A 12774-nucleotide genomic window follows, 5' to 3' on the forward strand; every position below is an offset into this window, starting at 1 on the left:
CGCCAAAAGTGCGGCGTGTTGGTGCGCAAGTCCTGCTCGTTTAGCCGGTGCGAGAAAATGCACCATACGCGCATCCAACTCGTCATCGACGAGCACAACCGTCGGTTAACGCCAACCTGAATCACCTCGCATTATACCACCGCCAAAAAACGGGGCCGCGAAGCCCCGTTTTCATTGCCAATAAGCCTAAAGAGAACTAGTGTTGGTGGCCGCCTTCGCCATGGACGTGGCCGTGGTCCATTTCTTCCTGGGTGGCCTCGCGCACGTCGGCTACGGTGCCGTCGAAGTGCATAACCATACCGGCCAGCGGGTGGTTGAAGTCCATTTTTACAGCGTTGTCGCTGATTTCCATCACCTTGCCCTGCATGTGGTGGCCCTGGTTGTCGGCCATGGGCAGGAAGTTGCCCACTTGCAGCATCTCGCTGTCAAGCTGGCCGTCGATTTCGAATACGTTCTTGGGAATCTCTACTACCGCCTGCTGGTCGTAGTCGCCGTAGGCCTGCTCAGGAGTGAGGCTGAAGCTGAACGGTTCGCCGGTCTGCTTGCCGCTGAGCTGGTGCTCAAACTCCTCAGGCAGCCCGCTTTGGCCGAAGAGGAACACCATCGGGGCGTCAGCTTCGGCGGACTCTACTAATACTTTCTCCTGGTTTTCGTCGGTTACACTCAGGTCGTAGGTGATGGTAACGACTTTGTTTGCGCTGATTTGAGCCATACTGCGGGGGGACGGACGCGTCCGGGATGGGGTTGGAAAATAGGTTCAGGTGGCTAGTTACGGAAATGGTCCGGAAATCCGGCCGCCTGGTAAGCATACTCGGTTCGGGGAACTGGGGTTGGTTGACAGGGCCATTCGTCGTCGGCGAATGGCCCCGCCCCGCCGCACGTCTGGCCCCGGCCCCGACCGGCGAAAAGTCACCTGCATTGATGGGTACTTGATTGACCGCAACACTGACCAGGCCCACCTGACGGATGCCCGGCAGAACGCCATCTTCCTCATCAACCTGAAGCATAACAGCGTCACGACCCTGGGTGCGAGGTTTCAGAAGCAAAAATCCCCTGATGCCAGCGCGTTGGGGGATTTTGCCTGTACACAGCTTTACGGCCGCAGCTACGATAGTGCGCCGCTCGGTACGGGGGAGAAAATTTGGGTGGCTGGTTCCAAAGGGTGTATGTTTGAAGCTGTTGTTCGCCCAATAGCCGAACTATTCTCTTTATGGATGCTCGTTACGCAACGCCGCAAAAGCTTTTTAGCGGCGAATTACAGTTTATCGTGCCGCTGTTTCAGCGGCCCTACAGCTGGCAACTCAAGCAGTGGAAAGCTCTCTGGCAAGATCTGCTCCTGTTACCCGAGATGGAGGCTGGCCGGAACCACTTTATTGGTTCGGTGGTCATGCACCCCACCAACACCGTGCCCACGGGCGTAAGCAAATACGCCGTCATCGACGGGCAGCAGCGGCTGACTACGCTGTTCATTCTGTTGGTCGCCCTCCGCGATACGGCCCAGGCCATTGATCATCAGCAGCTGGCCGAGCGCATCACGGATACCTATCTGACCAATAAATACGCGCCGGCCCACGAGCGGTACAAGCTGCTGCCTACCCAGGCCGACCGGCCCGCGTTCCGGCAGATAGCCGATCAGGCCCCCGGAACCGCGCCCGTCAATAGTCTCGTAACCGACGCTTTCACCTACTTCCGGCAGCAGCTCCAGAGTTGGGTTCGGCAGCAGCCCACGCGGGCCGAAGAAATGTTTCGGCTGGTGCTGGAACGACTTTCGCTGGTCAGCATCACCCTCAACGACGACGACGACCCGTACCTGGTTTTTGAAAGCCTGAACGCGAAAGGCATGCAGCTCACCGCTGCCGACCTGATCCGCAACTACTTGTTCATGAAAATCCAGCCCGACCAGCAGGATGAGCTGAACGAACAGTACTGGATGCCCATGCAGGCGGCGCTGGGCGATTCGCTGACCGTGTTTATCTGGCACTATTTGATGCGACATGGCGGCAATGTGCCCAAGTCCGATGTGTACCAGTCGTTTCGAAAAGCGGTAGCCGGCCGGGCGGTGCCCGAGGTGCTGGCCGAACTGGCGCGCTATGCGCCTACTTATGCCCGCATGTTGCAGCCGGCGCTGGAAACTCAGTACGCGGCCATTGGCCAGGCCCTCGAACGCCTGCACCGCACCCGACTCACGGTGGCCTACCCGCTTATCATGCGTTTCTATGACCAGGTGCGCCACGGCCAGATGCCGCAGCAGACGCTGCTGGCGGTACTCGACGTGCTGGAAAATTACGCGATGCGCGGGTTTATGGCCCGCCGGGGCACTGGCGGGGCCAACAAGTCCATGCAAACGCTGGCTTCCCGCACGAACGGCCTCGACCACGCACCGGAAACCTTGCTGGCCGATATCCAGAGCTATCTGGCCACCCAAAATTACCCGGCCGATTCGGATGTGCTTAAAGCGTTGGTGGAGCAGCCGCTCTACCATCATGCCGGGGAGCGGCGCACGCGCACAAAATTGCTGCTCGACACGCTGGAAAGTAAGCTGAGCAAGAAAGAAACCGTGCAACTGAGCAAACTGAGCATCGAGCACATCATGCCCCAGACGATTACCCCGGCGTGGCTAGTGGCGCTGGGCGAACAAGCCGACCGCGACCACCAGCAACTGCTCCATACGCTCGGCAACCTCACCCTGACGGGCTACAACAGTGAGCTGTCCAATCTGCCTTTCGCCGGCAAGCAGGTGCATTTCGCGGCCAGCCACGTGGGGCTGAACGCGGAGTTGGCTACTGCGTTTGGCTGGAATGGGGCCGCCATCCGGGAACGAAGCCGTCGGTTGGCTCAACTGCTGGTAGAGCGCTGGCCCTCTTTCGCGCCCAACACGGCCGACGCCAGTTTGAGCGGGGAGGGTGGCCGCAATGCCAGCATCCGGCCTACGGCAGTCGTTTTACAGGGCCACCGCCGGGCGGTGTCTACCTGGATTGAAGTCGTGACAGCAACCATCGAGCTGGCGGCTACCGGCCGGCCGCAGTTGTGGGCACAGTTGCAAGCCGCCAAGCCCAACTACTTTTCTTCGCAGCCGCAGCAGTTGCGTAGTCCGGCTACCATCGCGCCCGCGCAATTCTACGAGGGCCACAACAATGCGAAAGCCCACCGGCTCAACTGCCAGTTCATCGTGCAGCAGGCCGGGATTGCCCCCGCAGAATGGGCAGTCGAAACGGCCGTTTAGGACCAATGCCCGGCGTTTCCGATAAGCCAGGATGGTACAGCGGTTGCAAATCGGACTATGCTTCTTCGCGCACGCCGCAAACCAATAGCCTTAAAAGCCCGGCCCCGACACGAAGCTGTTGGGGCCGGGCTTTTGAGGCTATTGATTGGAAAAAAACGAACCCTTATAGCTCTTTGGTTACTGAGAGCCAGCGCTCAACTCTCCAGCTCCCAGGCCGTGCGGTAGGCTCCGATGCTCTCCACGTATTCCAGAAAGGCTTTGTAAAAAGGATGGGAGCCGAGCGTGGCCGAGTCGCCGACGAGCAGCAGCTTGCGGCGGGCGCGGGTCATGCCCACGTTCATGCGGCGCACGTCGCTCAGGAAGCCGATTTCGCCCTGGGGGTTGCTGCGGGTGAGGCTGATGGCGATGATGTCGCGCTCCTGGCCCTGGAACGAGTCGACGGTGCCCACGCTCAGCATGCGGTGCTCCATGAGGCCCACCAGCTCGTCGTTTTCCTCGATGGCATCCTTGAGGTAGTTGATCTGGGCGCGATAGGGGGCAATTACGCCCACGGTGAGCAGGTCGTCCTCGTGGTCGGCGGGGTCGTAGGGCTCCAGCAACTGGGCCAGGCGGCGCAGCAGCAGGTCGGCCTCCTCGGGGTTAGCGGTGGAACGACTTTCGGCAATCGTGATTTCCTGGAAGCCGAAGCCGGCCGTGTCGAGAAACTCCACGGCCAGGTCGGGGGCAAAGCGTGGGTCGTAGGCCGGCAGGTCGGCCTGGGCCACGGCGGGGGCGGCTTGCAGGCGGCCGTCGTAGAACTGTTGGGAGCTGAACTCCATAATCAGCTCGTGCATCCGGTACTGCACTTCCAGCATCCGGGCCGTGTCGGGCTGGCGCTTGATGCACTTCTCGAACAGCGTTTCGCGCAGGCCCTCGCGGGCCGCTTTTTCGCTTTTCACGGTGGGCGGCAGCTGCTGATGGTCGCCGGCCAGCACCACGCGGCCCGCTTTGGAAATCGGAATCCAGGAGCCCGGCTCCAGGGCCTGGGCGGCCTCGTCGATGAACACGGTTTCGTAGGTGAGGTGGCGGATGGCGCGGTTGCTGGCGCCCACCAACGTGCAGGTAATCACCTGCACCTGCTCCAGCAAATCCTCGGTAATGTAGCGCTCCAGCTGGTCCGACTCCTGCAACAAATCGTGGGCCTGCTGCTTGAGCAACCGGCGCTGCTCACGCTCCTCGTGGCCGAAGTGCCGTTTGAACTTGCCGGCCTGTTCCCGGTACTGCTCAGCCGTCTGGCGCAGGCTGCGCAGCTCGGCGTAGCTCTTGTGGTTCATGATCTGGGCATCGAGCGTGTGCTGAAGCAGCAGGTCGGATACCCGCGACGGGTTGCCCATGCGAATCACGTTCACGCCGCGCTCGGCCAGCTTTTCGGTGAGCAAATCGACGGCCGTATTGCTCGGGGCGCACACCAGCACCCGCCGCTCGCGCCGGATGGTTTCCAGGATGGCCTGCACCAGCGTAGTGGTTTTGCCGGTGCCGGGCGGGCCGTGGATGATGGCCACGTCCTGGGCCGCCAGCACGTGGCGCACGGCGGCCAACTGGCTCTCGTTGAGGGGCGAAGGGTAGTAGAGCGTAGCTTCGGCGGCGGGTCGGAAGCGGGCGGGTTTGGCCCCCAGCAGCACGTCGCGCAGCTCGGCCAGACGCGAGTCGTAAGCGCCCATCACTTTGCCCAGGGCGTACTCCATCTCGCGGTAGCTCACCTCGTCGAAGGTCAGATCCACGCCCAGCTTGCCGTCTTCCACCCAGTCGGGCAAGTCCTCTTTGGTAGTGGCGAGCAGGATTTTGTTGCGCTTGACGCTGGTAATCACCCCGCTCAGCGTAGGCCTATCGGAGCCCGAGCGGCCGGGGATGTTGCCGAACAGGGCGGCATTTTTGCCTACCTGAAACAGGTGCAGCGCGCCCTGCCCGCCCTGACGCTCCAGCTCAATGACGAGCTTGCCGCCGAAGCCGATGTCTTCCTTCGTGATTTTGACCGGGTACCAGGTCAGGCCCCGTTTCTGGCGCTCGGCAATGCTGGCCTGGGCGCTCTTGATCTTGAATTGCTCGTAGTCCTCCTGCTGCTCGAGCTTCATGAGGGCCTGCACCTTGCGCAACTCCTTTTCGAGGGCGTAGGGTTCGGTATAAGTAGGTTGTTCAGCCAACAGATTCAGTTTTTTGGGTCCGTGAGTAACAACGAAACCGGGCAAAAGGTGGCCGCAAGTTCGGGAGGAATTTGGGAATGGACTGGTCGTCAGCAGTAGGCGGATATGGTTTCCACATACTTCTTCTGTTCGTCAAAGATGACTACCTCCACTTTCGGATGCGTGGTTAAGATACCTGTGACTAGACGCCGAGCGGCTTCAATAGAATATACTTCAATTTCAATGTATGGTAGCTCCATCGCGCTGTCGTGCTTTTGGAACCGCGTGATGCAGTCCTGGATCAGCACAATACCAGTGGCCAGTTCGCAGACCAACAAATAGTACCTCACGTATTTTCCTGGAATCTTTGTGGGTAACATATGCCACGCCAAAATGGTGAATTTATATTTGGGATTCTGTGCTTTGAATCGAGAGTTGTTGCATCGATGTCCGTAACTTTATAGACGAGGTTATTATCGGGGGTTAATCAGAAGATGTGCTTTTAGAAGGCCGAGTGCATCTTCGCACGAATAGAATGTGACTCCAAAACGAGTGGGACGAACACGGAGGCCAGCAATACTTCCGCCAAAATCCCTGGGTGCTGGGGCAGCGGCTTCATCATTTTGACGGTGCGCTTGCGCTGGTGGTTCAGGGTTTCGTTTACCCGACTTACCCAGCCACTCGACCAGGTGGCGCTGGGGCAGGCCCTGCTCCTGCATTTTGTACTTGATGTGGGCGATGTAGTCACTCAAACGTATTCGGGTCTGCCCTGGCCCCATGCCTCACCCCCCGGCCCCCCTACGCCGCCCGATGCGCGGAATGAAAAAGGCGAGGGGGAGCCCGGTAAAAGCAGCCCATCGTTGCTTCTGCACAGGTACCTGGTAGCAGCCCCCGCCGCAGAAGGGAAGATGGGCCACGCTCAAACCCACCTTACGCCGGGGTCGAAAAATAGCCGGATAGCTGACTCAAGCGGCCGTAGGGCGAAGCAAGGGCAGCAGGAGTGGGGCCGGCCGGGTAGGCAGAGCAGAAAGCATTCGTCTTGCGCCGGGTAAGGCGGAAAAAGGCAGTAAACCTCTTGTGACTGGCTTGATTCGCCGGCAGACCTGCCTGCCCAAACGACCGTATCTTGGGCCTCTGTGCGCCGCTATTTTCTCTTCCGTATGACTTGTTGCCTCTTCCCGAGTTCCCGTTACTCGTTGTTGCCGGTGCTGCCCCTGTTGCTGGCGGCCTGCACCCGCGCCCCGCTGATACCGGGGACTACGCCCGTCGTGGCTGCCACAACCGCTGCCCCGGTGGTGCCCGTGGTGGCGGGCGTGAGCCGGGAGCTGGCCGAGGAGCGGGCCGCCCGGGTGTCGGGCCTGGGCTACGCGCTGCACTTCACGGTGCCGCCCGACAAGGCCGCGCCCATTGCGGCTACCGAGACCGTGCGTTTCCGCCTTGCCGATGCCGGCCGGCCGCTGCAACTTGACTTCAAGGAGCGAACGGCCAACCTGCGCGCCCTGCGCGTGAACGGCCGGCCGGTGCCCATCGACCACCACGATGAGCACTTGGTGCTACCCGCCTCCTACCTCAAAACCGGCCCCAACGAAGTGCAAATCGACTTTACGGCCGGCAACCAAAGCCTCAACCGCAACGACGACTACCTCTACACGCTGCTCGTGCCCGACCGCACCCGCACCGTGTTCCCGGTCTTCGACCAGCCTAACCTAAAGGCCGCCTTCACGCTCACGCTCACGTTGCCCGATACCTGGGAGGCCCTGGCCAACGGCCCGTTGCAGGATTCGAGCCGCGCCAACGGCCGCAAAACTTACCGCTTCGCACCGTCCGATACTATCAGTACTTACCTGTTCTCGTTCGCGGCGGGCCGGTTCTCGCGCCTCGGGCGCAGTCCGGCGGGCCGACCCATGCAGTTGCTGCACCGCGAAACCGACAAGAGCAAGCTGGCGCTGAGCCTGGACCCCATCTTTCAGATTCACGCCGACGCGCTTCAGTTTATGGAAGCCTACACCGGCATTCCGTATCCGTTTCAGAAGTTCGATTTCGTGGTTCTGCCCGATTTCCAGTATGGCGGCATGGAGCACGTGGGCGCCATCGATTACAAGGCCAGTGCGCTGTTCCTGGACGAGGGCGCCACCCAGGACCAGAAAATAGCCCGCTCCAACCTGATTTCCCACGAAACGGCCCACATGTGGTTCGGCGACCTCGTGACCATGCAGTGGTTCAACGACGTGTGGATGAAGGAGGTGTTTGCCAACTTCATGGCCGACAAAATCACCCAGGTGGCGCTGCCGGAGTCGAACTACGACCTCAAGTTCGTCATCGACCACTACCCGGCCGCCTACGGCGTGGACCGGACCACCGGGGCCAACCCCATCCGCCAAAATCTGGACAACCTGAGCGACGCAGGCTCGCTCTATGGGGGCATCATCTACCACAAAGCGCCCATCATGATGCGCCAGTTGGAGCGGCTGATGGGGGAGGAGCCCTTCCGCGACGGGCTGCGCGCCTACCTGAAGCAGTACGCCCACGGCAACGCCACCTGGCCCGACCTGATTAAGATTCTGGATGCGCGCACGCCCGCCGATTTGCAGGCCTGGAACAAGGTGTGGGTAAACCAGCCCGGCCGTCCGGTGTTCAAGTACGATCTGCAAACCAGCGCCGGAAAAATCACCCGCCTTACGCTCAGCCAGCAGGCCGAAGATGGCTCCGACCGCCTCTGGCCCCAGCTGTTCGAGGTGATGCTAGTGTACCCCAACGGCCGCACCCGCGAGCTGACCGTAAACCAAAACGCCCGCGAAGTGGCGGTGCCCGCCGCCGTGGGCGAGCCGGCTCCAGCGTTTATCCTGTTCAACTCGACGGGCCTGGGCTACGGCGTTTTCCCGGTTGATAAGCCGCTGCCGGCCGGCCTGGCTACCCTGCCCACGCCGGTGGCCCGGGCAGCGGCCTATATAAACCTCTACGAAAACATGCTCAACGGCCGCGCCCTCGCGCCCGCCGAGCTGCTGGCCGTGGTGCGCCGCCAGCTGCCCCGCGAAACCGAGGAGCTGAACCTCAAGCTGCTCACCAGCCAGCTGACCGACGTGTACTGGAAGCTGCTGCCGCCCGCCCGCCGCGCCGCTTTAGCCCCCGCGCTGGAAACCGAGTTGTGGCAGGCGTTGGCGAAAACCCCCGCGCCCAATTCCAAGAAGCTGCTGTTCAAAGCCTACCAGTCGGTGGCCCTGAGCCGGGCGGCCCAAACGCGCCTCTACCGTATCTGGGGCACCCAGCAGGCTCCCGCGGGCGTCAAGCTGACGGAGGACGACTACACCAGCCTGGCCCTGGCGCTGGCCGTGCGCGATTACCCGGCGCCCGCGCCCATCCTGGCCCGCCAACTCACCCGCATCACCAACCCCGACCGCCGCAAGCGCATGGAGTTCATGCTGCCCGCCCTCTCGCCCGACCCGGCCACCCGCGACGCTTTCTTCGCCTCGTTGGCTGAGGAAAAGAACCGCGAAAAGGAGGCCTGGGTGACAGCGGCGCTGGGCTACCTGCACCACCCGTTGCGGGCCGCTACCTCCGAAAAATACCTGCCCCAGAGCCTGGCGCTGCTGGAGGAAATTCAGCAGACCGGCGACATTTTCTTCCCCTATTCCTGGCTCCAGGCCACGCTCGGTAGCTACCAGACGCCCACCGCCGCCCGCACCGTCCGCGACTTTCTCACGGCCCACCCCAGCTACAACCCCCAGCTCCACGCCAAACTGTTGCAGGCGGCTGATGATGTGTTTCGGGCGGAGAAGTTGGTGCGGGAGTGATGTAGCGCGAAGCTCCAGCTTCGCGTGTCGTTGCTGACTACCGAGCAGTTGTGAGCGACGATGCAACGATTCCGTTCAACGATGCGCGAAGCTGGAGCTTCGCGCTACAGCCGTTCTGCCTGACGTTCCTTCAACTGACAACTACTTCCGCCGCACCGGCCGGGCGTTTAGCTGGCCGCGCAGCTTGAGCACGTAGGCCAGCAGGCCGGCCGCGAGTAGGGCCAGGGCCACGGCCAGCAGCTCGCGGGAGGTGCGGGCGCTGGTGGCGGCGTCGGCGGTGGCTTGCAGGTCGCGGAGTTTTTTGTCGCGCTGCCGGTCGCGCTCCTGCAGGTTGGTAATCTGGTTTTGCAGGTCGTAGAAGCGCTGCTGGGTGCTGCTGCGGTCGGTTTGGGCCACGTTGACCTGCTGCTTGACCTGCTGGTTTTCGGCCACCACGGCGGCCGTGTTGCGCAGGGTGGCCTCCTGCACCGCCTGAATCAGTTCGGTGTCTTTACGAATGATGCCCTTGAGGGCGTCCACGACTTCCTGGAGGTCTTTTTTGCTGGGCTTGTTGGCCAGAAAGGCGTTGCGCTGGCCGTTGGCGGCCTCGTATTGGCTCACCAGCCGCTGGCGCTCCTTAATCAGGCCGGGCAGCGGGTTGGTGGGTGGAGCAGGTGCTGTGGGTGCCTGAGCGAGGGCGGCGGTGCAGGAAAAGGCGAACAGAGCGGGTAGCAGAAATTTCATGGGCGCAAAGGTGGGGAAGTGGTTTTCAGCCCGCAGCGGGCGCGGTGTGTACGCAAAAGGCGCCGGGCAGTTCCACGAACTACCCGGCGCCGGCCGCACTTGCCTCCACTACAATGTCAGGGAACCACCACCGCCTCCCGGATAGCCTTGGGCTTGTGCTTGTAGAGCCACAGAATGAGAATCGGCAGCAGCGTCAGCTCGGCCACTACCCCAAACAGCAACGTCAGGCCAATGAGGAAGCCCACGTAAAACGTGCCATCAAAGGAGGAAAAGAGCAGCGTGGAAAAGCCGCCGACCAGAATCAGGGAGGTGACGATAACAGCTTTGCCGGCCATGAGGTAGGTTTTGCGCACGGCCCGGAACAGGTCGTCTTCCTTGAGCAGCATCAGCTTGAGCTTGCTCATGAAGTGGATGGTGTCGTCGACGGCAATGCCGAAGGCAATGGTGAAAATGATGCTCGTGCTCACCTTCATGCTTACCCCGGCCAGGCCCATCACGCCGGCCACAATCAGAATCGGAACCAGGTTGGGGATGAGCACTACGATGGTCATGCGCAGGCTGCGGAACAGGGCCAGCACGATGATGGTCACCATCACGATGTCGAGCGTCATGCCCACAATCATGTCGCGGCTCAGGTTTTCGTTGTTTTTATCGATGAGGTTGGCCGAACCGGTGAGGCGGGTTTGCAGCACCGTCGAGTCGACGGACGTGCGCAGAAACTGCCGCAGGCCGGTGTTGAGCGCATGCACCTTGATGCTGCCCACGTCGGCCATGCGGCCGGTGAGGCGGCCGGCGGTGGCATCGGGCAGGGCCAGGGCCCGGAACTCGGGCTTGCGCCGAAACAGCTTCACCTTGCGCAGCAGCCGCGCCAGCTCGGCCTCATCGGCGGGCAGGCGGTACTCCTCCACCATGCCGCCATTCAGGGCCTTGCGCACCGATTTGATGATGGTAACCGGCGAGGCCACGAAGTTGAGGCCGTAGCTTTTCTGCAGGTACTTCTCAATCTGCTCGGTTTCGCGCAGCACTTCCAAATCGAACACCGTGCGACCGGGGCCGGGGCTCAGGGCCAGCTCGAAGGGCCGCACGCCGGCAAACTGGTCCTCAAAAAACCGGAAATCCAGCTTCACCGGGTCGTTTTTGGAGAGGTCGTCGAGCAGGGCCGAGTTGATGCGGATGGTAGAAGCCGAGCCAATCGAGACCACCAGCACCACCGCGCTGATGCCCACCACCCAGTGCCGCCGGGCCAGCACCTGCCGGAACAGGCGGCCCAGTACGCCGTCCCAGCTGTGGCCCTGGGCGCGCGGCACCCGCAGCTGGGGCTTCTTGAGCAGCATCAGCAGGGCCGGCAGCAGCGTGAAGCTCAGCCCAAACGTGAGCAGAATAGCAATGCCGGTAAACAGGCCGAAGTTATAAATGGGCCGGATGGAGCTGGTCATCAGCGAAAAGAAGCCGATGCTGGTAGTCAGCGCCGACAGCCCCGAGCCAAACGCCGATTCGCGCATGGCCACCAGCAGTGCCTGCTTCTTTTCGGCCCCATAGCCCAGCTCGGTGTTGTAACGGGTCATCAGGTGAATGGTGTCCGACATGCCCACCACGAACAGCATCACCGGCAGCAGGGCCGTCATCAAATCAATGCTGATGCCGGCCGCCGACATTACGGCCAGCCCCCACAAAATGGCCCCCAGCACCACCACCAGCGGCAGCACCACGCCCCACCAGGTCCGGAACGTAAGCCACAGCAGCCCCGTCACGAGCACCACCGACAGGCTCATAAACAGCACCAGCTCGTCCTGCAGCCGGTCTACGAATACCGATTGGGCCACCTGCTTGCCGGCCAAATGGTACTGGGCTTCGGCGAAACCCTGGCGGCCCAGCTCCCGGCGCAGGGCGCTCAGCAGCGAGTCGCCGGGCGGCTTGCTCAGGTTGGGCGAGGTCTGGAACAGGATGGTGGCGGCCCGGGCATCCTGGGAAATCAGGTTGCCCACCAGCCCCGGCGTGCGGTACACCAGCGCCGAATCGAGGGCCCGGCGGCCGGGCTCGTAGGGGTGCAGGTAGGGGATGTTGAACACGCCCGGCCCCTCTACCACCGGGTTGCTGGCGTTGGTCGGCGACGATACCCGCAGCACGTGCCGCCGCCCGCCCAGAAACCGGGTCAGCGAATCAACCCGGACCAGAAAGGCGGGCGCGAACACCGTCTGGCCCGCCGGGGCTTCGAGGCCCAGCAGCACGTAGTCGTTGTCGTTGCCAAAGCGGGCCGAATACGCCTCGTAGTAGTCGAGGTCGGGGTCGCCGGCGGGGTAGAAGTCGTTGAAATTGTAGTTGAACCGCAGCTGGGCCACGAAGAAAACGGCCAGCGCCGTGAGCAGCGCGAGGGCCAGCAGCGTCAGGTGCGCGAGTCGGCGAAGGGGCATATAGTAGCGCGAAGCTTCCGCTGCGCGAATCGTAGAACAAAAGCAGCGTGGGCCGACTGCAGAAAAGGGGTGGGCGGGGCTTCGTCCATGGCGGAACTATGCCAGTAGTTGCCTACTTTAGGGGTAGCCGAAAGTCAACCGTCGGTTTCCACCATTTGTTTCCTCCTGTTAACTATTGCCTTTCCATGAAAAACGCTTTGCTCGCCCTCGCCTTGTTTGCTTTCGTTGGTTCTGCTTCCGCCCACGAAGGCGAGAAAGGCAAGAAAGCCAAAAAAACCGCCGCCTCTACCGAAGCCAAAGCCCACTGCGACATGGCCGGGAGCATGGGTTCGGCCGGCACGCCCTCGTGCTGCATGAAAAAGGAAGCCAAAACCAGTGCCGCCGCTGCTACGCCCGCTCCGGCCGCCAAGGTGGTGGGCAAGTCGTTGTAAGTAGACAAAATGATTTAAAAGCAAAAAAGCCGCCCA

General features: G+C 61.9%; 7 protein-coding genes. 3 read left to right on the top strand and 4 right to left on the bottom strand.

Annotated elements, in window-relative coordinates; translation table 11 throughout:
• Nucleotides 1–196: 196 nt before the first annotated feature.
• The gene (locus D0T11_RS19450; RefSeq protein ID WP_119657481.1) at nt 197–712 is read right to left on the bottom strand and encodes an FKBP-type peptidyl-prolyl cis-trans isomerase; all 516 of its coding nucleotides are present in this window, start codon (nt 710–712) and stop codon (nt 197–199) included.
• A 498-nt stretch (nt 713–1210) separates the two neighbouring features.
• On the opposite strand from D0T11_RS19450, the gene D0T11_RS19455 reads away from it, so the two are divergent.
• Entirely contained in the window at nt 1211–3223 is a 2013-nt protein-coding gene (locus D0T11_RS19455; RefSeq protein ID WP_119657482.1) for a DUF262 domain-containing protein, read from the top strand.
• A gap of 194 nt (nt 3224–3417) precedes the next feature.
• Here the strand turns inward: D0T11_RS19455 and D0T11_RS19460 are convergent, their stop codons facing one another.
• Nucleotides 3418–5403 carry an AAA domain-containing protein gene (locus D0T11_RS19460; RefSeq protein WP_119657483.1) on the bottom strand — a complete coding sequence of 662 codons (1986 nt, stop codon included), beginning with the start codon at nt 5401–5403 and terminating at the stop codon, nt 3418–3420.
• A 1139-nt stretch (nt 5404–6542) separates the two neighbouring features.
• Here D0T11_RS19460 and D0T11_RS19470 point away from each other — a divergent pair.
• Nucleotides 6543–9173 carry a M1 family aminopeptidase gene (locus D0T11_RS19470; RefSeq protein ID WP_119657485.1) on the top strand — a complete coding sequence of 877 codons (2631 nt, stop codon included), beginning with the start codon at nt 6543–6545 and terminating at the stop codon, nt 9171–9173.
• A 141-nt stretch (nt 9174–9314) separates the two neighbouring features.
• Here D0T11_RS19470 and D0T11_RS19475 read toward each other — a convergent pair whose 3' ends face one another.
• Entirely contained in the window at nt 9315–9896 is a 582-nt protein-coding gene (locus D0T11_RS19475) for a hypothetical protein (RefSeq protein WP_119657486.1), read from the bottom strand.
• 116 nt (nt 9897–10012) lie between these two features.
• Nucleotides 10013–12307 carry an efflux RND transporter permease subunit gene (locus D0T11_RS19480; RefSeq protein ID WP_119657487.1) on the bottom strand — a complete coding sequence of 765 codons (2295 nt, stop codon included), beginning with the start codon at nt 12305–12307 and terminating at the stop codon, nt 10013–10015.
• Between the two features lie 185 nt (nt 12308–12492).
• On the opposite strand from D0T11_RS19480, the gene D0T11_RS19485 reads away from it, so the two are divergent.
• Nucleotides 12493–12738, top strand: a complete 246-nt coding sequence (locus D0T11_RS19485) for a hypothetical protein (RefSeq protein ID WP_119657488.1) — start codon at nt 12493–12495, stop codon at nt 12736–12738.
• Nucleotides 12739–12774: the final 36 nt, after the last annotated feature.

The sequence above is a fragment of the Hymenobacter rubripertinctus genome, from assembly GCF_003583925.1.
GTDB lineage: Bacteria > Bacteroidota > Bacteroidia > Cytophagales > Hymenobacteraceae > Hymenobacter > Hymenobacter rubripertinctus.

Bases quoted from the DNA above. Each gene is read 5' to 3' on its own strand.
- D0T11_RS19455 (WP_119657482.1), top strand. From the start codon at position 1,211: ATGGATGCTCGTTACGCAACGCCGCAAAAGCTTTTTAGCGGCGAATTA.
- D0T11_RS19475 (WP_119657486.1), bottom strand. From the start codon at position 9,896: ATGAAATTTCTGCTACCCGCTCTGTTCGCCTTTTCCTGCACCGCCGCC.
- D0T11_RS19480 (WP_119657487.1), bottom strand. From the start codon at position 12,307: ATGCCCCTTCGCCGACTCGCGCACCTGACGCTGCTGGCCCTCGCGCTG.
- D0T11_RS19485 (WP_119657488.1), top strand. From the start codon at position 12,493: ATGAAAAACGCTTTGCTCGCCCTCGCCTTGTTTGCTTTCGTTGGTTCT.
- D0T11_RS19450 (WP_119657481.1), bottom strand. From the start codon at position 712: ATGGCTCAAATCAGCGCAAACAAAGTCGTTACCATCACCTACGACCTG.
- D0T11_RS19470 (WP_119657485.1), top strand. From the start codon at position 6,543: ATGACTTGTTGCCTCTTCCCGAGTTCCCGTTACTCGTTGTTGCCGGTG.